20 protein-coding genes and 1 pseudogene are annotated in these 23,596 nt (G+C 66.5%); 7 read left to right on the forward strand and 14 right to left on the reverse strand.

Annotated features, from left to right (window positions below; translation table 11 throughout):
- Positions 1–21: 21 nt before the first annotated feature.
- From ACS5PJ_RS17210 to ACS5PJ_RS17220, 3 genes are read right to left on the reverse strand one after another with little or no spacing between them, the layout of a single operon-like run.
- Positions 22–1,122 carry a polyprenyl synthetase family protein gene (locus ACS5PJ_RS17210; protein WP_439436081.1) on the reverse strand — a complete coding sequence of 367 codons (1,101 nt, stop codon included), beginning with the start codon at positions 1,120–1,122 and terminating at the stop codon, positions 22–24.
- Entirely contained in the window at positions 1,119–2,435 is a 1,317-nt protein-coding gene (locus ACS5PJ_RS17215) for a geranylgeranyl reductase family protein (protein ID WP_439436082.1), read from the reverse strand. The genes ACS5PJ_RS17210 and ACS5PJ_RS17215 overlap by 4 nt, the downstream gene beginning before the upstream one ends.
- A gap of 4 nt (positions 2,436–2,439) precedes the next feature.
- On the reverse strand, positions 2,440–3,216 hold the full coding sequence (locus ACS5PJ_RS17220) for a demethylmenaquinone methyltransferase (RefSeq protein ID WP_439436249.1): 777 nt from the start codon (positions 3,214–3,216) through the stop codon (positions 2,440–2,442).
- A gap of 104 nt (positions 3,217–3,320) precedes the next feature.
- Here ACS5PJ_RS17220 and ACS5PJ_RS17225 point away from each other — a divergent pair, with 104 nt between their 5' ends.
- From ACS5PJ_RS17225 to ACS5PJ_RS17240, 4 genes are all read left to right on the forward strand, one after another.
- Complete coding sequence (locus ACS5PJ_RS17225) at positions 3,321–4,742, forward strand: isochorismate synthase (RefSeq protein WP_439436083.1); 1,422 nt, start codon at positions 3,321–3,323, stop codon at positions 4,740–4,742.
- 139 nt (positions 4,743–4,881) lie between these two features.
- Positions 4,882–5,682 carry an ABC transporter substrate-binding protein gene (locus ACS5PJ_RS17230; protein WP_439436084.1) on the forward strand — a complete coding sequence of 267 codons (801 nt, stop codon included), beginning with the start codon at positions 4,882–4,884 and terminating at the stop codon, positions 5,680–5,682.
- Between the two features lie 125 nt (positions 5,683–5,807).
- Positions 5,808–6,599: an amino acid ABC transporter permease gene (locus ACS5PJ_RS17235; protein ID WP_439436085.1), complete on the forward strand. Its 792-nt coding sequence runs from the start codon at positions 5,808–5,810 to the stop codon at positions 6,597–6,599.
- Between the two features lie 11 nt (positions 6,600–6,610).
- Complete coding sequence (locus tag ACS5PJ_RS17240) at positions 6,611–7,414, forward strand: amino acid ABC transporter ATP-binding protein (protein ID WP_439436086.1); 804 nt, start codon at positions 6,611–6,613, stop codon at positions 7,412–7,414.
- 132 nt (positions 7,415–7,546) lie between these two features.
- On the opposite strand, the gene menD is transcribed toward ACS5PJ_RS17240, so the two are convergent.
- From menD to ACS5PJ_RS17275, 7 genes and pseudogenes are all read right to left on the reverse strand, one after another.
- Complete coding sequence (menD, locus tag ACS5PJ_RS17245; protein WP_439436087.1) at positions 7,547–9,244, reverse strand: 2-succinyl-5-enolpyruvyl-6-hydroxy-3-cyclohexene-1-carboxylic-acid synthase; 1,698 nt, start codon at positions 9,242–9,244, stop codon at positions 7,547–7,549.
- A 115-nt stretch (positions 9,245–9,359) separates the two neighbouring features.
- The gene (locus tag ACS5PJ_RS17250) at positions 9,360–11,432 is read right to left on the reverse strand and encodes a PhoX family protein (protein WP_439436088.1); all 2,073 of its coding nucleotides are present in this window, start codon (positions 11,430–11,432) and stop codon (positions 9,360–9,362) included.
- Between the two features lie 163 nt (positions 11,433–11,595).
- The gene (locus ACS5PJ_RS17255) at positions 11,596–12,606 is read right to left on the reverse strand and encodes an o-succinylbenzoate synthase (protein ID WP_439436089.1); all 1,011 of its coding nucleotides are present in this window, start codon (positions 12,604–12,606) and stop codon (positions 11,596–11,598) included.
- A gap of 61 nt (positions 12,607–12,667) precedes the next feature.
- Positions 12,668–13,684, reverse strand: a complete 1,017-nt coding sequence (locus ACS5PJ_RS17260; protein WP_439436090.1) for a magnesium and cobalt transport protein CorA — start codon at positions 13,682–13,684, stop codon at positions 12,668–12,670.
- Between the two features lie 104 nt (positions 13,685–13,788).
- Positions 13,789–14,229, reverse strand: a pseudogene (locus ACS5PJ_RS22600) (GbsR/MarR family transcriptional regulator); the annotation flags it as partial.
- Positions 14,226–15,848 (reverse strand): ABC transporter permease, encoded by a 1,623-nt coding sequence (locus tag ACS5PJ_RS17270; RefSeq protein ID WP_439436091.1) that lies wholly within the window; start codon positions 15,846–15,848, stop codon positions 14,226–14,228. The pseudogene ACS5PJ_RS22600 and the gene ACS5PJ_RS17270, both read right to left, overlap by 4 nt.
- Position 15,849: 1 nt before the next feature.
- A complete protein-coding gene (locus ACS5PJ_RS17275; RefSeq protein ID WP_439436092.1) occupies positions 15,850–16,866 on the reverse strand; it encodes an ABC transporter ATP-binding protein in 1,017 nt (338 codons plus the stop codon).
- 93 nt (positions 16,867–16,959) lie between these two features.
- Here ACS5PJ_RS17275 and ACS5PJ_RS17280 point away from each other — a divergent pair, with 93 nt between their 5' ends.
- The 3 genes from ACS5PJ_RS17280 to ACS5PJ_RS17290 are packed head-to-tail and all read left to right on the forward strand — an operon-like array spanning position 16,960 to position 18,787.
- Positions 16,960–17,325: an ArsR/SmtB family transcription factor gene (locus ACS5PJ_RS17280; protein ID WP_439436093.1), complete on the forward strand. Its 366-nt coding sequence runs from the start codon at positions 16,960–16,962 to the stop codon at positions 17,323–17,325.
- A gap of 11 nt (positions 17,326–17,336) precedes the next feature.
- Positions 17,337–17,843 (forward strand): SRPBCC family protein, encoded by a 507-nt coding sequence (locus ACS5PJ_RS17285; protein ID WP_439436094.1) that lies wholly within the window; start codon positions 17,337–17,339, stop codon positions 17,841–17,843.
- Positions 17,844–17,878: 35 nt separating this feature from the next.
- Entirely contained in the window at positions 17,879–18,787 is a 909-nt protein-coding gene (locus ACS5PJ_RS17290) for a phosphatase PAP2 family protein (protein WP_439436095.1), read from the forward strand.
- A gap of 66 nt (positions 18,788–18,853) precedes the next feature.
- Here the strand turns inward: ACS5PJ_RS17290 and ACS5PJ_RS17295 are convergent, their stop codons facing one another.
- The 4 genes from ACS5PJ_RS17295 to ACS5PJ_RS17310 all read right to left on the reverse strand — a co-directional run bounded on the left by ACS5PJ_RS17295 (position 18,854) and on the right by ACS5PJ_RS17310 (position 23,367).
- A complete protein-coding gene (locus tag ACS5PJ_RS17295; RefSeq protein WP_439436096.1) occupies positions 18,854–21,025 on the reverse strand; it encodes a KAP family P-loop NTPase fold protein in 2,172 nt (723 codons plus the stop codon).
- A gap of 60 nt (positions 21,026–21,085) precedes the next feature.
- Positions 21,086–21,685 carry a hypothetical protein gene (locus ACS5PJ_RS17300; RefSeq protein ID WP_439436097.1) on the reverse strand — a complete coding sequence of 200 codons (600 nt, stop codon included), beginning with the start codon at positions 21,683–21,685 and terminating at the stop codon, positions 21,086–21,088.
- A 9-nt stretch (positions 21,686–21,694) separates the two neighbouring features.
- The gene (locus ACS5PJ_RS17305) at positions 21,695–22,999 is read right to left on the reverse strand and encodes a PLL family lectin (RefSeq protein ID WP_439436098.1); all 1,305 of its coding nucleotides are present in this window, start codon (positions 22,997–22,999) and stop codon (positions 21,695–21,697) included.
- Positions 23,000–23,169: 170 nt separating this feature from the next.
- The gene (locus ACS5PJ_RS17310; RefSeq protein WP_439436099.1) at positions 23,170–23,367 is read right to left on the reverse strand and encodes a hypothetical protein; all 198 of its coding nucleotides are present in this window, start codon (positions 23,365–23,367) and stop codon (positions 23,170–23,172) included.
- Between the last annotated feature and the right edge of the window lie 229 nt (positions 23,368–23,596).

The raw sequence follows: 23,596 nt of genomic DNA on the forward strand, positions 1-23,596 counted from the left end.
CAGGACCCAGAAGACCAGAGGCTAGCTGGCGCGGTCCACCACGGCCAGCGCGAAGTTGGACAGCGAAGACTTCACCACACCCTCGGGCAACGGGGCAAGGGCCGCAATGGCTTCATCGGCCCAGCCGCGGGCAACCACCCAGGACTCGGCGGTTACGGGGTGCTCGCGCAGCCCGGCCACAGCGGAGGCCAACGCCTCATCCGAGGTCAGGTCCCCATCAATAAGCTTCAGGAGTTCGACGGCGGACTGGTCGCCGGCGGCGGCATCCCGGCGCAGGAACAGCACAGGCAGCGTGGGGACACCTTCACGGAGGTCCGTGCCCGGGGACTTGCCGGACTTGACCTTCACGCCCGTGACATCGATGACGTCGTCGGCGAGCTGGAAGGCCACGCCCACCTTCTCGCCGTATTCCACGAGCACATTCTCATACGCCGGATCGGCGCCGGCAAAGATGGCGCCAAGCTGGCCGGAAGCAGCCACCAGGGATCCGGTCTTGTCGGCGATGACGGAGAGGTAGTGCTCCACAGGGTCCTCGTCCGGGCGCGGGCCCACGGTCTCGTGCAGCTGGCCCAGGCACAGGCGTTCGAAGGTGCGGGCCTGGATGCCCAGGGCGCGCGAGCCCAGCTCGGACACGAGGATGGAGGCGCGGGCAAAGATGAGGTCGCCGGTGAGGACAGCCACGGAGTTTCCCCAGACCTCGTGGGCCGTGGGGGCGCCGCGGCGGAACGGGGCCGAGTCCATCACGTCGTCGTGGTACAGCGTCGCCAGGTGGGTCAGTTCAACCACCACGGCAGCCTGCACAACGGCCGGCAGCGAAGCGTCACCAAGGTGCGCGCACAGCAGCGTCAAAAGGGGCCGGATGCGCTTTCCGCCGGCTTCCACCAGGTGGCGCGACGTCGCGTCAGCCAGCGGATCGGAGTTGGCGATGGCTTCGCGGAGCTTCTTCTCCACCCGGGCCAGGTTGTTGGTGATGGCGGGGCCCAGCTCGGCGTCCTCCGCGATCGCCGCAAAGCCGGCGGGCAGCTGGAGGCCCGTGGCAATGGCGGTGGTGTTAAGGCTGGGTTCGGAGTCCGGCAGGCCGTGCCCGGCGTGCGTCCAGCTGTGGTCTGCGGAGTTAGTCACGGGTTAACCCTAACTTTTTGTTGCGGATACCGCTGGTTCGTAGCCGGGGAGGTATTGGATGTGGCCGGAACCAGGGACTCGAGGACCCGGATGGCGCGGTCCTCGAAGCCCTTCGCGGCCGGGTCGGTGAGGTTCGCCAGGAGCCGCACCACAAAGCGCATCAGGACCGGAATCGGCATGCCGGTGCGCAATGCGAGCTTCATGACAGCAGGCTTTCCGATCAGCGCGGCAAACGCCCTGCCGAGCGTGAAGTGCGAGCCCCACTGGTTCCGCACGTAGTCCGCGTAGCCCGCAAGGTGGGTGTCGGCGTCGTGCGTTGCAGAGGAGGAAGCATCGATGATGAACTCGGCCGCGAACCGTGCCGACTCCATCGCGTAGGAGATGCCCTCGCCGTTGAACGGGGACACCATGCCGCCGGCGTCGCCCAGGAGCAGGAGGCCCGATGAGTAGTGCGGTGTGCGGTTGAAGCCCATGGGCAGCGCGGCACCGCGGATTTCGCCCACCTGGTTTTCAGGCGTGAAGCCCCATTCGGCGGGCATTCCGGCGGTCCATTCGCGCAGGACCTGCTTGTAGTCCAGCTTGCCGAATTCCTTCGAGGAGTTCAGGATCCCCAGGCCCACGTTGGAGGTGCCGTCGCCGACGCCAAACACCCAGCCGTAGCCCGGGAGAAGTTTGCCGTCGCGGCCGGGGAGTTCCAGCCAGCCTTCCATCCAGTCGTCGTCGTGGCGCGGCGAGGTGAAGTAGGTGCGCACCGCGACGCCGAGCGGGCGGTCGTCGCGCTTTTGGATGCCGAGGGACACGGCGGTGCGGGTGGAGTTTCCGTCCGCGGCGAGTACGACGTCGGCGCTGAACCCGCGCGTCTCCCCCGTCTTGCGCCCGGACTCATCCAGGAGCGCTGCGCGGACACCGGTCACGCGGCCGTCCTCGGAGCGCAGGGCTTCGGTGACGCTGTGCCGCTCAAGAACCACCGCGCCGGCGGCCTGGGCGTGCCGGGCCAGTTCCTCGTCAAAACCGAGGCGGGTACGGATCAGGCCGTACTGCGGAAAGTCCGAGACCTCGGGCCACGGCAGTTCGATGGTCCGGCCGCCGGCGAGGAGGCGCAGGCCCTTGTTCCGGCGCCAGCCGTCCGCCTCAGCGTGCGGCAGTCCGAGCTTCTGGATTTCGCGGACTGCCCGCGGGGTCAGGCCGTCGCCGCAGACCTTCTCGCGCGGAAAGCTCGTCTTTTCCAGGACCGTGACGTCGATACCGGCCTTGGCGAGGTAATACGCGGCGGTGGACCCGGCCGGCCCGGCGCCGACAATCAGTACCTTCACGCCGTCAGCGGGTGATGTTGCGGCGAAGCTTGGCCACAGGGCCCTTGTGCGCGGCGATGGCGGATGCAGCCCCATCCGGGGTTGAGTCCAGCGGCTTGGTGGCCCGGTGGATGGCCACGATCCCGCCGGTCAGGTTGCGGTAGGTGACGCCTTCCCAGCCGGATTCCTGCAGCCACGCGGCCAGGTTGTCCTGGTCCGGCCAGGCGCGGATGGACTCGGCGAGGTAGACATACGCGTCCGGGTTGGACGCCACCTTGACGGCGATGGCCGGCAGGGCACGCATGAGGTATTCCGTATACATGGTGCGCCAGAGCGGGACCACGGGCTGGGAGAACTCGGCAATGACCAGCTTGCCGCCGGGCTTGGTGACGCGAAGCATCTCCGCCAGGGCTTTCTTGGGCTCGTTGACGTTGCGCAGGCCAAAGGAGATGGTGCTGGCGTCAAAGGAGTTGTCAGCGAACGGCAGGTTGGTGGCATCACCGGCGACGAAGTTGATGTCAGGGCGGCGGCGCTTGCCCACTTTGAGCATTCCGAGGGAGAAATCGCAGGCCACCACGTCTATGCCTGCATCGGCATATGGCTCGCTGGACGTACCCGTGCCCGCAGCCAGGTCAAGCACACGCTGGCCCGGCCTCGCGGCCACGGCTTCCACCACAACCTTGCGCCAGCGGCGGGTCTGTCCCATGGAAAGGACATCGTTGACGACGTCGTATTTAGGTGCGACGTCGTCAAACATCGTGGCTACTTCGTCCGGACGCTTATCCAAGGATGCTCGGTTCACCATGCCATTGTCGCAAATGTTCCGCGCGGCCACGAACCACCAGCGAATCTTGGGCTGTGGGCTGAAAGCCCGGTGAAGATTGTAACGAGTAGTGTTGTCTCATCATGACGAGCACGTTCCGCACCAGCCTCCTACAGACCCTGACCGTCCCCCTGGATGGAAAAGCATCTCCCGAGGGGCTGCCTCAGTTTCTGGTCCGGGACGACATCCTCTGCTGGACACGCCGCGAAGCCGGGCTGGTGGGCTTCGGCGAAATCGCACGCTTCACCGCAACGGGCCCGGAACGCTTCCTCGAGGCCGACATCTGGTGGCGCCACCTCGTCCTCGAAGCCAACATCACCGATTCCGTGGAACTTCCCGGCACCGGCCCGGTCGCGTTCGGCTCCTTCGCCTTCTCCAAGAAGTCCCCGTTTGAATCACGGCTGATCGTGCCCGAGATCGTGGTGGGCGTCCGTGACGGCCAGTACTGGCTCACCCAATTAACGTTCGACGACGGCGAACTCAGCAGGGAGGGCGCCCTCACCGCGCTGGCCGGCTGGCTCAGCGGCGGCAATCCCGGTGACACCCTCACCTTTGGTGACGGCCCGGCGTCGGCGGTTCCCTCCGGCGGGGACGGCACCTCCGCCGCCGGTTCCAGGAAGGGAGGCGGCGCCGTCGTACGCCCTTCGCCGTTGGCAGCGGGCGCAACCCTGCACACCGGTTCGCTCAGCGAGGAAGACTGGATGGCGGCCGTCGCGGCCGGCGTGGCGGAAATCCGGACCGGGGCGCTGGAGAAACTGGTGCTGGCGCGGGACATCGTGGCCACGCTTCCGGCCGGCGTCAGCGCGGCGAAGGTTTTGCGCGAGCTCGCCCTCCGGTACCGCGAATGCTGGACTTACGGCGTGGACGGGCTGGTGGGTGCCACGCCCGAGATGCTGATCCAGGTGGAGGGCCGCACCGCCCAGGCGCGCGTCCTGGCCGGAACCCTGGACCGCCGCGACGCGCACGGCGAGGACGGGATTCCGATGGATTATGCGGAGCGGGTTCTGGCCGGATCCGAGAAGCAGCGGCACGAACACGAGATCGCCATCCAGTCGCTCACCTCGCAGCTGGCGCCGTTTTCCGAGGCCATGAACGCGCACGACGAGCCCTTCATCCTGGAGCTGCCGAACGTGTGGCATCTGGCCTCGGACGTCAAGGCGGAACTCGCGGAAGTCGAAGGCCACGTGCCCACCTGCCTTGCGCTGATCAACGCGCTGCATCCCACCGCCGCAGTCTGCGGGACGCCAACTTTGGTGGCGGGCGCCCTGATCCGCAAGCTGGAGCACCTGGACCGCGGACCGTACGCCGGCCCTGTCGGGTGGCTGGACGCCGCCGGCAACGGCGAGTGGGGCATCGCCCTCCGCGGCGCCGTCATCGAGGACCTGCACACCGTCCGGCTATATGCCGGCTGCGGCATAGTGGACGGATCGCAGCCCGAGGCCGAGCTGGCGGAGACCTGGGCGAAGTTCCGCCCGATGCTGGAGTCCTTAGGAATCCGCAGTTAGTTCTCCCGCAGGACTTGATCTCGGCGTGGTTTAGTTATCCAATAGTAAAAATGTGTTTCGTGTGATGCACATCTCACATTCGGCGATACACTATGAACCGATTTAGTACCGCACACTCCTGCAACAAAAGGTAAGAAACATGCAGCTCAAGTCCCTGGCACACGCCAAAATCGCCGCCAAGGCAGCAGCCCTCCTTGCCGCCGGCGCCCTCACCCTCACGGCCTGCGGCGGCAGCTCCACCCCGGCAGCCTCCGAAGGCGGAATCGCCCTCATCAACGCCGGCAAGCTCACCATCTGCTCCGACGTTCCGTACGAGCCCTTCGAATTCCAGAAGGACGGCAAGATCGTCGGCTTCGACATGGACATCGCTGCCGAGGTCGCCAAAGACCTCAAGGCCGAACTGAACGTTGTGGACAGCTCCTTCGAAGCCATCGAGACCGGCACCGCGCTGACCCAGTGCGACCTCAGCGTCTCGTCCATCTCCATCACGGACGTCCGTAAAGCGGCCATGGACTTCTCCACCCCGTACATGGATGACGACCTGACCCTCCTGGCCTCCACCGCTTCGGGCATCACCGGCATCGACAGCGCCAAGGGCAAGAAGGTGGGCGTCCAGCAGGCCACCACCGGCGCCAAGTACGCCGCTGACAAGGGCATCGACGCGCAGCAGTTTGAGGACTCCGGCCTTCTGGTGCAGGCAGTCCAGGCCGGCACCATCGACGCGGCCCTGGGAAACCAGTCCGTTCTGGCCTACGCCATCAAGGACAAGCCCGAGTGGAAGCGCGTCGAGAACTACGCCACCGGCGAGAAGCTGGGTATTGCCATCAAGAAGGGCAACACGGCCATGGCCGAAAAGGTCAATGCGACCCTCAAGCGGCTCACGGATGACGGCAGCCTGAAGAAGTTCGAAACCACCTGGTTCGGCCAGACGGCCAAGTAGCAACCACCCCGGCCTCATGCACGCTTGAGGCCTTGCAGCCCTGAGAATTACGCCGCTGGGGCCCCTGACGAGACTCACCGCAGCCCGTCCGGGGCCTCAGCCACGCAAACGAATGTGAGCATCCCATGGCAATGACCGCACGTCAACGGGCCAGAGTGAGCCTGTATGTCCAGATCGGCATCTTCATTGTGGCCGTGGTCGCGCTGATCCTGGCCACCGACTGGAAAACCATCGGCAACAGCGTCTTCAACTTCGGCAAGATCGGCCCGATGTTCCCGGACATCTTCCTTGTGGGCCTCAAAAACACCCTGATCTACACGTTCCTCGGCTTCGCGGTGGGCCTCACCGGCGGCCTGCTGCTCGCTCTGATGAAACTCTCCAGTTTCCCGCTCTACCGCTGGATCGCCACCGGCTACATCGAGTTCTTCCGCGGGATCCCGGCACTGCTGGTCTTCATCGCCTTCGGTTACGGTGTTCCCCTGGCGTTCGGCGTCCAGTGGAACGTCACCGTTATTGTGATGATCTCCCTGGGTATGGTGGCTGCGGCATATATCGCCGAGACCCTCCGCGCCGGCCTGCAGGCTGTGCCCAAGGGGCAGCTCGAGGCCGCCCGTTCGCTGGGCATGCCTTTGTGGCGCGCCATGGTGTCCATCGTGATCCCGCAGGCGTTCAAAATCGTGCTGCCACCGCTGACCAACGAGGTCATCCTCCTGACCAAGGACTCCTCGCTGATCTACGTGCTGGGCCTGACCGCCTCGCAGTACGAGCTCACCAAGTTCGGCCGCGACGGCATCTCCAGCCTGGGCGCCGGACTGACCCCGCTCCTGGTGGCCGGTGCCTTCTACCTGGTCATTACCATCCCGCTGAGCCTCCTGGCCCGGAAGTTCGAAAGCCGCTCCGCGCGGACCAAGCGATAGGCAGGGAAGCCATGAACGACGTCGTAAATTCCTCCGCCGGCAACACCGGCACCCTCCACGCGGCGGGCGTGTCCATCAAGGACCTCCGCAAGTCCTACGGCAGCAACGAGGTCCTCAAAGGCATCAGCCTGAACGTTGCGCCCGGCGAGGTGGTGTGCCTGATCGGACCGTCGGGTTCCGGCAAGTCCACCCTGCTGCGCTGCGTCAACCTGCTCGAGCAGCCCAACGAAGGAGCCATCCACGTGGGCGGCTTCGAGGCCACCGATCCCGATGTGGACATCGACAAGATGCGCCGCAAGGTGGGCATGGTGTTCCAGCAGTTCAACCTGTTCCCGCACCTGAACGCCAAGCGCAACTGCTCGATCGCCCAGACCAAGGTCCTGAAGCGGTCCCAGGAAGAGGCAGACAAAGTATCCTTGCACAACCTGGAGCGCGTTGGCCTGGGCCACCTCGCCGACCGTTTCCCGGACGAGCTTTCCGGCGGCCAGCAGCAGCGCGTGGCCATTGCCCGTGCCCTGAGCATGGACCCCGAGCTGATGCTCTTTGACGAGCCAACCTCCGCCCTGGACCCCGAGACCGTGGGCGATGTCCTCTCGGTCATGCGGAACCTGGCCAAGGAGGGCATGACCATGCTGGTGGTCACCCACGAGATGGGCTTCGCGCGCGAAGTGGCCGATCGCGTGGTCTTCATGGACGGCGGCGTGGTCGTTGAAGAGGGCGTGGCCGAACAGGTCATCTCCGCGCCCACCCAGGCCCGCACCAAGGAATTCCTGCGCCGAGTCCTGGACCCGACGCATATCGAGATCGAGGAGTAGGCGCCCCTTCCAGGACGCGGCTTGCCTGCCGACGCGCGGCTTCATTTTCGACACACTTGTGCCCTGTCGCTACCGGAATCCCCGTAGCGGCAGGGCATTAGCGCGTCCCGGGGCCGAAACCGCGTCCGGGGGTCAGCCCGCGAGGACTCCTGCGACGGCGGCGGCCACGGCTTTGTTGATCCGGGCGTGGAGCGCGCGGAGGTCGGTACGGTCCGTGCGGACTTCAATGATGCTGCGCCCCGCCACGGGTGCGGTGAGCGCCTCGGCGAGTCCCGCCGTCGTGCTTACTGAGCAGTGCCCGACGCCGTATGCCGCGGCCAGTGCCGCGATGTCCACTGCGTGGGGGGTGCTGAAGAGCCGTTCCACCGTGTCCGCGTAACGTCCGGATTCCTCTACGGCACCGTGCTCCAGGAGGCTGAAGATGGCGCCACCGGAGTCGTTGAGGACCACGATCCGGAGCTGCGGCTGGTCCTCGCCGGAACCCAGGAGCAGGCCGCCGGCGTCGTGCAGGAAGGTGACGTCGCCCAGCAGCAGGGTGGTTTCCTGCCGGCCGCCCAGCGCGATGCCGGTGGCGGTGGAGATGGTGCCGTCGATCCCGGCGAGGCCGCGGTTGGCGTAGACAGTGGCGGCCGGCGCGGCTGCGGGAAGGCCGGCCAGGTCAACGTCGCGGATGCCGTTGGAGGATCCGAGCATCAGCTGGCCACCGGCGTGCTTCCAGACCAGCGAGCCCACGGCCGGGCCGGTCGCATCGACTTCCGCGGCCAGGACACCATCGAGTGCATGCTGCGCGGCAGAACCGGCCAGCAGCCATTTGTCCAGCCACGCGGACGGTCCGCGGCCAGCGAATTCGGCGAGATCGGCCAGGTTCTCCAGCGGCAGCTCGGTCCGCCGGCCAGGCTCGTACCAGGCCACCGGGACCGGCTGGTACAGGGCGGACGGGACGTCGGCGCGCTCCAGGAGGGCAGAAACCGGCCGCGACAATGTGGGCCGGCCGAACATCACCACCCGCTCGATCGGCGTTGCTGAATCCGGCCCGAAGTGCTGGAGCAGGAGGCGGTATGGCCCCACCGCGTTGGGCCCGAAACGCGCGTTGGACGACGGTTCGGCCAGCAGCGGCAGGCCGTGGGCGCGCGCGAACGCCTCGGCGACCGGCCCGGCGTCGTGCCCTGCCAGCACCACGGTGCGCCGTTCGTCCAAGGCGGCGGCAGCGGGCGGGAGGTCCATGGTGAGGGGGTCGGTGCCGATGCGGAACTTCGGGCGGCCGGCCGCCGTCGGGAGCCCTTCCCCCGGTGCCGGGACCAGCGGGTCTCGGAACGCGAGGTTGAGCTGGACAGGTCCGGGAGCGAGGTCGGAAAAGGCGCCGGTGGCTGCGGACAGCGCGGTTTCCACGGCGCGTACAGGGTCGCTGCCGGCAGGGACGTCGGTTGCGAAACGGACATGCTCGCCGAAAAGGTCCAGCTGGACGGTGGTCTGGTTCGCCCCGGTCCCCAGCAGTTCCTCGGGCCGGTCAGCTGACAGGATCACCAGCGGGACGGCGGCGTGGTTTGCCTCCATGACCGCGGGCATCAGATTCCCGACGGCGGTGCCAGATGTGGTGAGGACGGCCGCCGGGGAGCCGGTGGAGAGGGCAAGGCCGAGGGCGGTGAAGCCTGCGCTGCGCTCGTCGATGCGGACCAGGAGTTCCATCCGGCCGGCGGCTTCAGCCTCTGCCAGGGCGTAGGCCATGGGGGCGGAGCGGGAGCCGGGCGAGACCACCACGTACTGGATACCGCCGTCGGTCAGGGCGTCGACGGCGAGCCTCGCCGCCGCGAGGGAGTTCAGGGAAGTCACCGGTCCAGTCTGCCACCCCTCGACGCTCTGGCACTCCCTGCCGCTTAAAACCAAACGCTCTCCCACCGACGGCCCCGAAGGGGACAAAAGGTGAGAGAGCGTTGGTCAGGAACAACTAAGCGTCCGTGCGGAACACCTGGATGACGGACGGACGGGGCGCGCGGGCCTGGCCGGCTGCCGGCGTCGCACCTTCCTTGACGTAGTCCGGGAAGAAGGAGCGCTGGGCCGCGAACGTTCCTTCCTCGCCCGGGTGCTGGACGGAGACGAACACGGTCCGTTCTTCGTCGTGCACGATGGGGCCGCAGGTTTCGCTTTCACGAGGCACAGCCAGGAACTGCTCCACGTTGCCGCGCTCAGCGCCGTCAAGGGTGACCTTGAACAGGCCGTCAGCCTTGCCGATGCCGGAGGGCGCACCATCGGTGGAGATCCACAGGTTTCCGACGGAGTCGAACGCGAGGTTGTCAGGGCAGGAGATGGGCGAGACCTTGTCCGCCGGGAAACCGGAGAAGTAGGTCGACTTGTCCACGGCAGGATCTCCACAGACGATGAGCAGGTTCCAGGCGAACGTCGTGGAGTCCTGGCCCCCGACCTCGGTGATTTCGACGATGTGGCCGTCTTTGTTCTTGTTGCGGGGGTTCGCCTCGTCGGCGAAGACGTTGCCGTCGATGCCGCGCTTGCTGTTGTTGGTGCATGCGACGTAGACCTTGCCGGTGTGCAGGCTCGGCTGTACGTCCTCGCATCGGTCCATCTTGGTGGGGCCGACTTTGTCTGCTGCGAGGCGGGTGTAGACCAGGACCTCCTCAACGCTCATTTTGTCCACCTTGGACTCGCCGTTGACCACCAGGGGCAGCCACTGACCGGTGCCATCGAACGCGCCGTCCGCCGGAACCTCGCCGGCCTTGAAGTCAGCAGAGTTGCCCGTGAACTTCGCGACATACAGGTCGCCGGCGGAGAGCAGCGTCATGTTGTGCTTGCGGTCGCCCTCTTTGTAGAAGTCCCGTGAGACAAATTTGTAGAGGTAATCGAAGCGCTCGTCGTCACCGGAGTAGGCCACAACCTTGCCGTTCTCGGCAATGATCACGTTGGCGCCCTCGTGTTTGAAGCGGCCCAGCGAGGAGTGCTTCTTCGGGGTGGAAGTGGGATCGAACGGGTCGACTTCGACGATGTAGCCGAAGCGGTTGGCTTCGTTTTCGTAGCCCGGCTTGCGGGTGTCGAAGCGATCTTCGTCAATTTCCCACTGGCGCGCGGTGGCCTTGCTGGTGAGGCCGTAGCGCTTGTCGTAATCAGAGGTGCCGGGGGCGACGAAGTAGCCGTTGAAGTTTTCTTCGCCGGAGAGGATGGTGCCCCACGGGGTGGTTCCGCCGGAACAGTTGCCCAAAGTGCCCTTGATGAAGCGGCCTGCCTTGTCATCAGCCGTCTTCACCAGCGGCGATCCCGCAACCGGGCCGGTCAGTTCGTAAATGGTGCTGTTCAGGAAGCGGCGGTTCAGCGGCGCACCCTTGACGTAGGTCCACGGTTTGGTGGTGTTCTTGCGCTCCAACTCGACGACGGACAGTCCGTGCGCGGCCTGTCCCACCGCGCGCATCTGCGCCGCCGGCATCGTGGCGGGGAACATGATTCCCTCGTTGGTGTATTCGTGGTTGGCGAACAGAACGGCGCGGCGGCCCTTGGTGTCCGGGATCTCGATAATGTCCGAGTAGTCGTTGTTGTAGCCGAACTGCTTTTCCTGCGCGGCGGCCGTCTGGTTGTTGACGTCAAAGTCCGGTGTGCCGTTGAAAATGGGGTCACCCCAGCGAATCACGGGCTGCCAGGTGAAACCTTCAGGGACAGTAACGGCGTCAACCAGCTTGTCCACCGGAGCGATCGGCGTGAACTTCAGCTTCGAGGCACCGAAGCCCTCTTTCGCTGCGGGTGCCAGGCCCGGGCCGCCGGCAACGGCCGGTTCCGCGGACGTGACAGCAGAGCCGAGGACGACGGCGAGCGCACCTGCGGCGCCGAAGCCCAGGGCGGCGCGGCGGGACATCGTGGCGGACGCGATATCGCGGAAGTAGCTGTTTGAGCTGGTGTTGCAGACGTCGCCTGAGCATGCGTTGTCGCATTTCAGGGCACAGGTGACGGCGCTGCGCTTGCCCTTGGTGTGGCCAAGCATGGGCAGCAGGGAGAATTTGCGGGGTGTCGTTTCAGACAAGGGTTGCCTCCAGTATGACGATCGGGTCCCGCCCACCCTGTCAGCCCGTTCCAACGTGGAGCCGTCAGCAAGGTGAAATCCCGGTTAATGGCCGGTGACCTGCAGGGATATGCAAGAGGGTCGCCCGAAAACGTGCAGGAAGTGCCAGAGGGTCGTGGGTGGGTTAGGGGGCGGTGGGGCCGAGGAGGGCGTGGACGCGGCGGAGGCGGTCCAGCCACCAGTCGCGGCGGCCGGCCGGGGCGGCGAACTGCTCCAGCAGCCCGGCATCGGCGGCGACGTCGCGGAGGCGGATGGCGCCGTCGTCTGCCACCAGCGGGTCCAGGGTGATGTCCGAGGTGAACAGCGAGACGGTCCCGAGCCCGCACGCATACGGCAGTTCCGGCAGCGCCGCCGCCAGGGCGAGCCCGGCGCGGATGCCCACCGAGGTGTCCAGCGCGGAACTCACGACGGCGGGGAGCCCTGCCTGCGCCACGATGTCCAGGGCGCGCCGCACTCCCCCAAGCGGCGCCACCTTGACAACAATGAGATCGGCCGCGCCGGCCCGCGCCACACGCAAAGGGTCGGATTCCTTGCGGACACTCTCGTCCGCTGCGATCAGCACTGGAGTGCCCGCGGCCCGCAACCGTGAGCGGACCTCGGCCAGGCCTTCAATCGTGGGTACGGGCTGCTCGGCATATTCGAGCCCGACGGCGGCTAACCGGGTGAGTGCCTCGACGGCGGCAGGCACGTCCCAGCCACCGTTGGCGTCCACGCGGATGGCGGCGTCCGGCAGGGCGGAGCGGACGGCGGCGAGGCGGGCGGCGTCGTCGTCGAGGGTCTGGCCTTGTTCGGCCACCTTGACCTTGACGGCGTCCACCCGGCCGAAGCGTGCCAGCACTTCAGCCACCCGCCCGGCAGGGACCGCGGGCACGGTGGCATTGACCGGAATCACCGATCGGACAGGAGCAGGGAAGCCGGACCAGCCGGCCTCGATGGCGGCAGCGAGCCAGCGGGAGGCCTCGGTATCGGCGTATTCAGGGAACGGGCAGAATTCGCCCCAGCCGAGCGGGCCGCGCAGCAGCAGGGACTCGCGCTCCATGATCCCGCGGAACTTCACCCGCATGGGCAGGCTCACCACATGGGCGTTGGCCAGCAGTTCCTCGACGGGAGGGAGAGCGAAAGGAAGGGCGGGCATGGCTTCACTGTACCGGCGGCCCGGTTCCCGGGACGCAAGCCAATGGGCCTATGTGGACAACCTAGATCCACTTGTTGTGCTTGAACGTCAGGTAAAGCGTTACCCCCATTGCCAGCATCAAACCCAATGCAAAGGGGTAGCCAAACAGCCAGTTGAGCTCGGGCATGTCGCGGAAGTTCATCCCATAGATCGAGGCCACCAGGGTGGGCGCGAAGAGGATGGCCGCCCAGGAGGAAATGCGTTTGACCTGCTCGTTCTGGGAGAAGCTGGATTCGGTGAGCTTGCGCATTTCGTCGTTCTGCCGCTGGGCCACCAGGGCTGCGTTGACGGCCAGGGCGTTCTGCAGCAGTGCCCGGAAGGAGGCCACCCGTTCGTTCAGCCGGATGGCGTGGTCCAGGACGTCACGGAGGTGGTCCCGCAGTTCGTCGGCCGGCGGGCGCCCGGGGGTCCCGGTGAGCAGCCCCTGCAGGATGGGCACGAGCGGACCGGTGGCGCGCTGGAACGTGATGACCTGGCGGGAGAGCTCGTAGATCCGGCGGGACACGTCAGGATCGGCGCCGAAGAGGTCGTCCTCGATCTCGTCCACGTCGTTCTCCAGGCCTGCGGCCACGGGTTCGTACTCGTCCACCACCTGGTCCAGGATGGCGTAAAGCACCGCGTCCGGCCCGAGGGCCAGGAACTCGGGCATGGCTTCCATCCGGCGGCGGACCCGGGCCAGGTCCGGTGATTCGGCATGCCGGACTGTCACCACGTAGTCAGGCCCCACAAAGACGTGGATCTCGCCGAAGTCCACTTTCTCGACGTCGTCCAGGTAGCGGGCGGGCCGCAGCACCACGAAGACGCATTCGCCGTAGTGCTCCAGTTTGGCGCGCTGGTGGCCGGTCAGGGCATCCTCGACGGCGAGCGCGTTGAGATCGAACTCCTCGGCGACGGACCGCAGTTCCTCGGCATCCGGGCGGTACAGACCGATCCATGCCATCCCCTCGCGCTGGCGCAGGACGAAGTAGGTCTCGTCCAGGCTTTCGGGGTCCTCTGTCCGGAGCCCGTCGACATAAACGGCGTTGTCGATGATGGTCATGGTCTGCCTCCCCGGGCCATAGCTCCTTCAGGTTCGCTGGCCCGTTGGCGTTCCCAGTCATCGAGGAGGGCGGGAACCCGGGCGTGGAGGAATCGGTAGAAACGGCCCATTTCCGATACCCGGGCCCCCGCGGCCGATCCCGCGGGCAGCGCTTCGGCAATGGCATCTGTCAGAACGGCCAGGCTCTGATAGACGGGGCTTTTCCGCATGGTGGCGATGTACCAGGCGTCGTCGTGGAGGGCGTACAGATCCCGGCGGCTGCCCGGCTGCGAGACCCGCTGCACGAACCCGACGGTCTGCAGATACCGCACGGCCCCGGACACCGCGGCCGCGCTCACGCCCAGCCGGTCCGCAAGCTCGGCGGCGGTGAGGCTTCCGTCCTCGGACGAGACCAGTGCCATCAGGGCACGGGCGGGCATCTTGGGGAAGCCCGCCGCCGCGAAGCCTGCCGCCGCCTTCTCCGCCGCCGCGTTGACGTCCGCCTCGTTGACGTCCGCCTCGCTGACCGCGGCCTCGTTGACCGCATTGACCCCGCCGGCCATCATGCCGTCCCCGTTTCCCGCCGCCGCATCCCGATGACGGCAACGGCACCGGCAACCACCGCGATTGCGAGCATCCACCACGCGCCGCTCCAGTCCGTCGTCGAACCGTTGGGAACGGGGGTGTGGGTGAACGGCGAGAGGTCCCGGATGGACTGGTCCAGGCCGATCATTCCGCCGAAGATGCCCGTCACCACGCCTGCCCCCAGAAGGGCCCAGCCCACCGCGATGGTGGCCGAAGGCCACAGCACAAACACCAGTGCGGGGATGGCGAGGTAGATCAGGGCCGCGGGAAGCTGGGCCGCAGCGGTCTCCCACACAGCCTGCGCGCTGACGGAGGTGTCGCCCGAGCCGGCCAGGGACGCCCAGGTTCCGAATGCCGTCAGGAACATCACCAGCAGCACCGAGGCCGTTCCCAGCAGCAGATAGCTGACCAGCCAATGCATCCGGCTGATGGGTGCCGCGAGCAGGAGTTCGGCGGTACCGGCCGATTCTTCCTGGCGGAGGCGGATGACGGCCTGCAGCCCGCACGCGGCCGCCAGTATCCCGGCGATCGAGAACATTGCCGAAATCATGAGTTGCGTGAGGGACACGCCCTGGGACTGGAGCATGGCACGCAGCGCGGCGGTGATGTTGCCGCCGACATTGTCCGCGGCGGCGATCGCGCTGCTAAGCGAGCCTGCCAGGAGCCCCATTGCCAGGCCGCCGATGCACCAGCCGATGATCGAACCGGTCTGCAGCCGCAGGGCCAGCGCCGTGGGGCTGCTTAGGCCTCGACGCGCGGCGGCCCGGCCCGGAAGGGCTCCCCACACGCTCGCGCCGCTGTCCCGCCGGTTCAGGATGAGCCAGGCGGCGGTCCCGCAAACAACCGCGAGCGCCAGCGGCAGCAGCAATGGCCACCACCTGTCGCCCGTGAAAGCGAACGTCTGCTGGCCCCACCCGATCGGGGAGAACCAGCTGGCCGCCCCCGCGGTCATCACGGTCCCGTCGGCGCTCGGTGTACCCGTGGCGTCCCCGATGCCGCGCAGGAGGTAGGCCAGGACAACCAGCGCCGAGGAGAAGCCGTTTGCGCCGCGGGAGGTTCCCATCAGCTGGGCCACCAGGAGGCCGACGCCCAGGAAGGCCAGGCCGACGGCGCCCGTTGCGGCCCCGGCCACCAGGGCACCGGCGGGGTCCAAACCGGCCGCTGAAAAGCCCGCAAACACAGAGAGCGTCACCAGCACATTGGCGGTGGTGCCATGCAGGATCGTTGCGGCTGCGGGGATCAGGCGCCCAGCCGGGGTTGACGCGACCAGCTCGGCGCTTCCGCTTTCCTCGTCAGCCCGGGAGTGCCGGACGGCGAGGAAGGTGCTCATCAGGCCGGCCAGCAGGGCAAGGAAGGAGTAGATCTGGAAGAACGAGAAAGCGCCCAGGCTTGCTCCTCGGGCCAGGCCGCGCAGCATCAGGATGGCAGGGGTTGCGATGGCGACCTGCAGGATCTGTGCACGGTCCGCCTCATTGCCGTAGGTCTGGTGAATGGCTGTAGCGGAGAACAGGGCCATGGCACCGATGCCCAGCACCCAGATGGCCAGCTGCCAGCGGTCACGCCGCAGGCGCTGGCCCCACAGGATCCGGAGCTCACCCATCTCAGCCGCGTCCCCTCGCGCCGAGCAGGTGCCGGCGCCGGGTGTGCTCCGCGGCAGGCTCCCCGGCGGCCTCCCCGTCAGCGGTCCCCGAGGCTGCGCCCCCTCCGGCCCGCACCGACGTGTCGCCGTAGTGGCGCAGGAACAGCTCCTCGAGGGACGGCGGCGTGATGATCAGTCCCTGGACGCCGAGGGCGCCAAGGACCGGAAGCACCTCAGCGATCCGGTCCGAGTCGGCACCGAACCTGACCCTGCCGCCGTCGGCCGTCAGGTCATGGACGGCACCCAGCTCCGCCAGGGCACGGGTGTCCACTCCGTCCGCGGCGAAGGAGACCTCGCTGCGGGTGAGGTGGCGCAGCGAGTCCAGGGTCCCGCCGTCCACCACTCTGCCGGCGCGGATGATGCTCACGCGGTGGCAGAGCACTTCCACCTCGGAGAGGATGTGGCTGGAGAGCAGGACCGTGGCACCGCGTTCGACGGCGGCGAGCACCTCACGCCGGAAGACCGCCTCCATGAGCGGGTCAAGGCCGGATGTGGGCTCGTCGAGGAGGTACAGCTCGGCGTCGGTGGCGAGGGCGGCGATCAGTGCCACTTTCTGCCGGTTTCCCTTTGAATAGGTGCGGCCCTTCTTGCCCGGATCGAAGTCGAAGGCGTCGCAGAGGTACGCCTTGCGCTGCCGGTACGCCGCATCGTCGGAGGCGCCCCCGCGCAGGCGGGAGAGGAGGTCGATGGTTTCGCCGCCGGAAAGGTTGGGCCAGAGCCGGACATCGCCGGGGACGTAGGCCAGGCGGCGGTGCAGTTCCACGGACCGGGTCCAGGGGTCCAGCCCCAGGACCGTGGCGGAGCCGGAGGTGGCCCTGGCCAGGCCCAGCAGGACGCGGAGCGTGGTGGACTTGCCGGCGCCGTTGGGTCCAAGGAACCCGTGGATCTCGCCGCGGTGGACTTCGAGGTTGAGTCCGTCAAGGGCGCGGACCCTGCCGAAGTGCTTGTGCAAATCAACGGTCTGGATGATGGTTTCCATATTTCGAACACTACTCAGATTCACGGTTTTGTGAAGGTTCAAAAGTCCCCTCAATCCTTCCAATGCATATACATATGGGTATACAATTTGGGCATGGCAAGGGCGGCGACAACGGCAGATGCCTTCAACGCGGTGGCGGAACCGCGCCGCAGGGAAATTCTGGATGCCCTCGCGCAGGGCGAGCGCCCGGTCAACGATCTCGTGGAGCTCCTCGGCCTGGCCCAGCCGCACGTGTCGCGGCACCTCCGGGTGCTCCGCGAGGTGGGCGCCGTGGACGTGCGCGGCGACGGCCGGCAGCGGCTCTACCGGCTGAACCCGCAGGCCCTGAAGCCCATCCACGACTGGGTTGCCGGCTACCAGCACCTCTGGGAGGAACGGTTTGAGCTCCTCGAGGACGTGCTGGAGGACCTCCAGGATGAAGAGCACCGACAGGACACAAGTCAGGACACACAGAAGTAAGGAGCAGGGCAATGGCACAGACAAGCAGCGGCACCATGGACATCACGTTCCCCAGCGACCAGGAAATCCTGATCACCCGGACCGTGCAGGCGCCCCGGCACCTGGTGTACCGGGCCTGGACCACGCCGGAGCTCGTCAGGAAATGGTGGGCCGGCCGCCGCGGCGAGATGACGGTGGCGGACATGGACTTCCGGGTGGGCGGGGCATGGCGGTATGTCATGGTGGCGCACGGCGAATTCGAGGTCGCGTTCCACGGCACGTACCGGGAAATTGTCCCCAATGAGCGGATCGTCAACACCGAGGTCATGGAAACGCCGGACACCGCGCAGGACAGCGAGGACGGCGCCGTGGTCAACACCGTCACCTTTGACGAGGCCGACGGCGGCGGCACCACCGTGCGGATCCGCACCGATGCGGGAAGCAGGAAAGTCCGGGACATGATTGCGCAGTCCGGCATGGAAGGCGGCGTGCGCGAACAGTTCGAAATCATCGAGGAGCTGGCCGCGTCTCTCACGTGAAGCCTGGTCCAAGGTTTCTGTGACACCCTTAACCGATGACCTTTTCACGACAGGCCCCGGCCCGGACCCGGCTGCGCCCCGCCCCGGGCTCCGGCTTTATGTTCGCGTTCGCCACGCTGGCCTGCATTGTGGGACTGATCGCCACGTATTACTACTTCGTCCAGACCACCACGGGCCAGTTCATCGACGAGTCCGCGCTGGTTGAAGCCGTGGACATCCACGGGCCCGCGGGCAAGGCAGCCACCGAGTTCCTCGACTGGCTGCCCACCATCTCGCTGGTGGTGGCCGCCGTCGTGGTCCTGTTTGTCACCGTGATCCGGCGCCGCTGGACGGCGGCGGGGATCGCGGTGGCGGCCTGCGTCGGCGCCAATATCGCCACGCAGGTCCTGAAGGACGTGCTGCCGGCCCGCCCGGACAAGGGTGTGGTGACCCTGGAGCTGAACTCACTGCCGTCCGGGCACACCACCCTGGCGGCGTCGGCGGCGGCTGCGGTGTTCCTGATGTCCTCACCGCGCTGGCGTCCCATGGCCGGGTTTGTGGGCGGCACGTTCGCGATCGCGTCCGGGGTTTCCACACTGATCAACCAGTGGCACCGCCCGGCCGACGTCGTGGCCGCCTTTCTGCTGGTGGGCGCCTTCATGATCCCCGCGGGCTGGCTGATCATCCGAACCGGCGGGGTGTGGAACGTGTGGGAAGGCTTCGGCAGGCACCTCGGATCAGCCAGGATCTGGCTGACTCTGCCGGTGGCCATCGGGCTGGCCTCCGCGGCGGTGGCGGTGTATTCGCTGGCCAAGATCGCGCCGGGTCCTGCCCAGGAAGGCAGCACCACCAACTACTTCTGGGCCGGGATTTCGCTCATTGTGATCGCCGGGTACCTGGCCACCGTGGCCACTACGTCCCTGTTTGCCTACGCCGCCCGACGGCCGGACGCGCCAAGGCGCTGACGGCACCGAGGCGCTGATGGCGCAACACGCTGATGGCAGCGGCCCGGGGGGTGAAGGCAGCATAACTCAGGGTCGTGAGGCGGCCCGCCCGGTACAGTCACGGACGTCGTTCGAAGTGAGCGGTCCCAGCCCGGGATCTGCAATGACCGCTTTCACCTCAGCCGACTCCAGAAGGTCCTGTATCGGTTTTGGTGGTTTTGGTGCGGTGCTCCCGTTGAGGCTGATGTCGTCGGGGTGGGCCCGGAGATGGTCGGCAAGCAAGGGCCAACGGATTTCCAGGACCGCCCAAAGTGCGAGGGACCTGATTGGAATACTGGTCAAGCCCTCAAGGATGCGTAAGGAACGCAGCACGTTGTAAGTGTTCACGAACAGCTTGATGCTCCGCGGGTTCGGTTCCAAAAACCTGCCGTAGGGTGCGAGCGCGTGGCGGGTGCTCTCCTGGATCAGTGACTCGGAAAACCTGACCGCGGCTGTTCCGAGCACTTCCAGGCGCAGTGCGGCGTCAGTTAGCTGGTTGGCGCCCGCGGCCGCCCTGGAGATGTCCTCTCCCGTCGCTGCGTCGCGAACCCGGGACAGGACCTCTTCCTTCAGGTTTTCCTGACCCTCAGCGGTTGCATCGCCGCCGGGCTGGAGTTTCAGCAACGACTCATAGAAGGCCTGTTTGGTTGCCTCGGATATCGAGGGGAGGCGCACCTGAAGCTGGAAGATCTTCTCCAGGAACTGGTAGCCGAGCGGCCGGCCAAGCACTTCCGCGGGTCTGGCGGAGTTGTAGTGGGCCTCATAACTGGTTCGAATCCAATGGCCGTCAGCCGCGACGAACGCATAAGGTCCCGGAGGTGGAGCCTTGGAAGCCGGGCCGGCCACTGTCTGGCGCGCATCGCGGACCAGGGTCTGGATGACGCTGAGGAAGTCCACAATGTACTCGGGCTCGCAGCGGTCAAGGTCGTCGATGAGAAACACCGCCGATTTTTTCGTGCGCCCCAAAGTCCTGCCGAAGAGCCGCCTCACCTCCACCATGGGGTTGGTCGCAGCCGAAACAAAGTCCTTGGCCGGGCGGTGCGAGTCCGGGAGCAGGAACCGGTAAGTCGCCGACAGGCCCGCCACTCCCAGCACCAGGAGCGAAGCGATCTTCCCTATCGAATCAGCCATCTCCGCCCCCGCTTTGAGGTCGAGATTCGCCAGCAGCGTGAGTCCGAAGAGTCCCACGGTCAGCACAGCAACGGCGGAAAGGAAAGGAACCAAGCGGGTTTGGATGACATGCGCGCGGCTCGTTGCCTTCGCGCGGATCCAAGCAAGGGCTGTCCAGTGGGAAAGGCGGACCGCGTCTTTCTCCACTGCTTCACGGAGGGCGTTGTGCAGGGTCCACCACTGGAGCCCTACCTTCTGCTCGCGCCAGGCGTTGATTTCAATGATCAGGAAATCGTCGGTGGCCTCGAGCTGTTTCCTGAGGAACCTGAACAGAGTGCTCTTGCCCGACCCCCACGGACCATCGATGTGGACCATGAAAGACTCGCCCTTCGGTGATGTCCCGGTGCGCATTTCCCTGAGCTCCCTGAGCTTCATCGCCAGCGTTGTGGCCAGATAATCGCGTCCCAGCATGTCCTTTTCAGCAAGACCGTCGTGAACCCAGCCGGTCTTGTCGGAGACTTCCGGCTCCGGGCTGGGGCCGGCGGCCGCCCCTGGACTAGAGCCCGCGGTCTTCTCCGAGCCAGAGTCCGCGGCCTCTTGACTAAGCGGGTTGGTGGCCCCCAGCCGCTCCAAGGCGGCAAGTGCGGCCTGGTGGTCGATCCCCAGCTTTTTGAGGCGCCGCGGGAGGGCGCCCTCGCCTTCGTTTTGTGCGGAAGAAAGGATGGCCCAGGCGAGGTCAGGGATGCCAACTTCGGAGCCAGCGGGGAGTTGATTCAAATACTCAGCCATGGAGCGGGCGAGTTCAGGCTCGGGCGCAGCATCATCGTGTGCCGTGAGCGTCCCGGCGTCGTCTACTTTGAGGATGCCGGCGAGGTCGGCTCGGTTTACGCCGGCTTGGGCGAGAGCATCATGAACGTCTGGATCGACCTTCATCAGCGCCCAGAGAAGGGTGGACCTTGTCACCCCTGTTCGAGAGCTCGCCCCTGCAAGCTGCCGCTCCCGTTGGGCAGCCGCCGCAAGCCGCGTGGCATCTGCTATTCCGGGCAAGGGCCGGAGGCCTGCTTCGATGATGAGTTCGGTGAGTGAGAGGGGGCCTTGCGTCTCCGGCATTTTTTCGGCGATTACTCATCCCTCCAATGTGCTCCCGGCAGGTTCCCAGTCAGCCGCCACTCAGGGCTTCTCGCCGGGCATCAGGCCCGTGCCCTGGGCATCACCCCCGGATGCGTGCGGTTTTTCGCCCGGCATCAACCCTTCTGCTGGCTTCTCCTGGGGCATCATGGACGGCCCCTCCCCCGGCATCCTGGCCGCGGTCCCTCCCCCCGCCGGCGACTCCTCGGGGGCTCCCTCACGTCCTTCCCGGCCAGCGCCGGCCGCGCGGCCGGAACCGGATTCAAGCTTGGCAGTCAGCTGTGGCGGCGCATCGGCCGGAACCGCGGACAGTGCTACCTTGCGGACACCCTGGTCGCTGTCGTCAACCAGGTCCATCAGTACCTCAGCCGCTGAATCAGAGGGAAGGTTGTTGGCAGCAGCTGCGGCCGCTACGCGAACACTCGCCGTTTCACTGTGTGCTGCGGCGGCCACAACGTCCTTGCCCTGGTCGCCTTCAAGCAGGCTGGCGGCGTAGGCGGCCTTGGCGGCCAGCATCGGGTCATCCCCCTCAACCAGGGTCCTCAGGTGCGGGAGTGCGTCGGGCCCAAGGGACGCGGCTTTGTCGTATTTCGGCTCGTCGGGTTCAAGGACCTCGAGCACGGCCTCCATCGTTACGCTCATGATTAGCTCCTATAGATCCTGGGTGAAGGCGCTGTTGATCATGGTAGTCACCTCGGTGTTGACCAGATCCGGTGGCGGATTGGTGATGTTGCCGGTGCCGTTTCCTGTCATCAGCCTGTCGTTGTCATTGACATGCCGCAGATCCAGGACATGCCCCACTTCGTGCCCGAGCGTCCATTGCGTGGCGCCCTGAGCCACCACGGCGCCCGGACGGCCCGCCGGATGGGCGGCACAGCCGTTGAACGGGGGTACCGTCGAGCGGACGAAGTACACGACGACGTCGTCGTTGCCTGCGTTGTTGCGGTTGGCAAAGAGCTGGTTCTGCTCCGCGGTCGTCGCCCCCATAACGCAGCTCCCGACGTCGATGTCGTTGAGGGCGGGAAGGTCCAGGTTTTCGGTGGACACCAGTTCGACGCCGATTCCCGCTGTTGCGTACACGTCCCGCATCCGCTGGACAGCAGTGTTCACGGCGACGTTCGGAACGGTGAGGACTTTTGCGTGCAAGCGGACGGTGGGGCCGACGGACCACCACCTGTGCCACATGGCGCTGTCGGTTCCGGCTCCGAAGATGTCGATCCGGTTTGGCCCCCAGGACACCGCCCCGGGTTCACTGGTGAGTACACCACCCAGGGACTCCCACCCGGACCACCCGTTCTGGAACCACTTATGCCACAGCGCCGAATCCGTGCCAACGGCGAACACGTCCAACCGCCCGGAGGCCCAGCTGGAAACCGACGGGGCGGACGTGAGGACACCGCCCAGGGACTCCCACCCGGACCACCCGTTCTGGAACCACTTATGCCACAGCGCCGAATCCGTGCCGACGGCGAAGACATCGATCCGTCCGTTACCCCAGGAGACCGCAGCCGGGGCGGACGTGAGCACTCCGCCCAGGGACTCCCACCCGGACCACCCGTTCTGGAACCACTTATGCCATAGGGCCGAGTCCGTTCCGCGGACGAAGACGTCGAGGCGTCCGGCGGCCCAGCTGGACGCTGACGGGGCTGACGTGAGCACTCCGCCCAGGGACTCCCACCCGGACCACCCGTTCTGGAACCACTTATGCCACAGCGCCGAATCCGTGCCGCGCACAAACACATCGATCCGCCCGTTGCTCCACGAGACGGCGCCGGGAGAACTGGTCAGCACGCCGCCCAGGGACTCCCACCCGGACCACCCGTTCTGGAACCACTTATGCCACAGCGCCGAGTCGGTCCCACGGACGAAAGTGTCCAGCCGTCCCGAGGACCACGACGATACGCTGGGCCCCGATGTCAGCACGCCGCCCAGGCTCTCCCAACCTAACCAAGTCATTGAAGGTCTCCTCACCAGCAGGCTGCCCACGGGCGGCCGATTCCGCTTCCACAGGAAAGTAAAGCCGCAGAAGCGTTACTGCCGCGTTATCGGCTTTCCCGGCGTGAAGGAGCTCCATCCCCGTCTGGTGGAATCGTCCAAGGACTCCGCATCCAAGGACCCCGGGGCCTTCACTGCCCGTGCGGAGGCGGCGGGGGCCTGCCGTCCTTGCCGACGCAGGTGACGTTCACAACGGTGAGGACGCCCAGCAGCAGGAATGCCGTGGTGCCGGAAAGGTTGGCCACCACGTTGCCCTGGGGATCTCTGGTGACGTACCAGATCAGGCCCCGAGGACCACCCTGAAGTAGAACATCAGGGAGGCAGAACATGCGGCCCTGATCAACATGCTGATGGCCAGCCGCCTGATCTACGGTGTCCCGATGGCAACACGTTCCGCCCGTCCATGTGGATAACCGGGCCGGACAAATACCTCCCAAGTACCGGAGCGCACCGAAGCAGGTACCTGTTACTCGTGACACCGGCCTGTTCCGAATCCTAGGCTCGTAGGCAGAGGCGGCTCTGGCAAGAAGCGTGCTGCGATGCTGCTGGAAACAGGGA

The organism is Pseudarthrobacter cremeus (genome assembly GCF_051857465.1).
GTDB lineage: Bacteria > Actinomycetota > Actinomycetes > Actinomycetales > Micrococcaceae > Arthrobacter.

Excerpts from the sequence above, each read along its gene's own strand:
- ACS5PJ_RS17225 (WP_439436083.1), top strand. The coding sequence starts at position 3,321 with ATGACGAGCACGTTCCGCACCAGCCTCCTACAGACCCTGACCGTCCCC.
- ACS5PJ_RS17230 (WP_439436084.1), top strand. The coding sequence starts at position 4,882 with ATGCAGCTCAAGTCCCTGGCACACGCCAAAATCGCCGCCAAGGCAGCA.
- ACS5PJ_RS17235 (WP_439436085.1), top strand. The coding sequence starts at position 5,808 with ATGGCAATGACCGCACGTCAACGGGCCAGAGTGAGCCTGTATGTCCAG.
- ACS5PJ_RS17240 (WP_439436086.1), top strand. The coding sequence starts at position 6,611 with ATGAACGACGTCGTAAATTCCTCCGCCGGCAACACCGGCACCCTCCAC.
- ACS5PJ_RS17255 (WP_439436089.1), bottom strand. The coding sequence starts at position 12,606 with ATGCCCGCCCTTCCTTTCGCTCTCCCTCCCGTCGAGGAACTGCTGGCC.
- ACS5PJ_RS17260 (WP_439436090.1), bottom strand. The coding sequence starts at position 13,684 with ATGACCATCATCGACAACGCCGTTTATGTCGACGGGCTCCGGACAGAG.
- ACS5PJ_RS17270 (WP_439436091.1), bottom strand. The coding sequence starts at position 15,848 with ATGGGTGAGCTCCGGATCCTGTGGGGCCAGCGCCTGCGGCGTGACCGC.
- ACS5PJ_RS17275 (WP_439436092.1), bottom strand. The coding sequence starts at position 16,866 with ATGGAAACCATCATCCAGACCGTTGATTTGCACAAGCACTTCGGCAGG.
- ACS5PJ_RS17280 (WP_439436093.1), top strand. The coding sequence starts at position 16,960 with ATGGCAAGGGCGGCGACAACGGCAGATGCCTTCAACGCGGTGGCGGAA.
- ACS5PJ_RS17285 (WP_439436094.1), top strand. The coding sequence starts at position 17,337 with ATGGCACAGACAAGCAGCGGCACCATGGACATCACGTTCCCCAGCGAC.
- ACS5PJ_RS17290 (WP_439436095.1), top strand. The coding sequence starts at position 17,879 with ATGACCTTTTCACGACAGGCCCCGGCCCGGACCCGGCTGCGCCCCGCC.
- ACS5PJ_RS17295 (WP_439436096.1), bottom strand. The coding sequence starts at position 21,025 with ATGCCGGAGACGCAAGGCCCCCTCTCACTCACCGAACTCATCATCGAA.
- ACS5PJ_RS17300 (WP_439436097.1), bottom strand. The coding sequence starts at position 21,685 with ATGAGCGTAACGATGGAGGCCGTGCTCGAGGTCCTTGAACCCGACGAG.
- ACS5PJ_RS17305 (WP_439436098.1), bottom strand. The coding sequence starts at position 22,999 with ATGACTTGGTTAGGTTGGGAGAGCCTGGGCGGCGTGCTGACATCGGGG.
- ACS5PJ_RS17310 (WP_439436099.1), bottom strand. The coding sequence starts at position 23,367 with ATGTTCTGCCTCCCTGATGTTCTACTTCAGGGTGGTCCTCGGGGCCTG.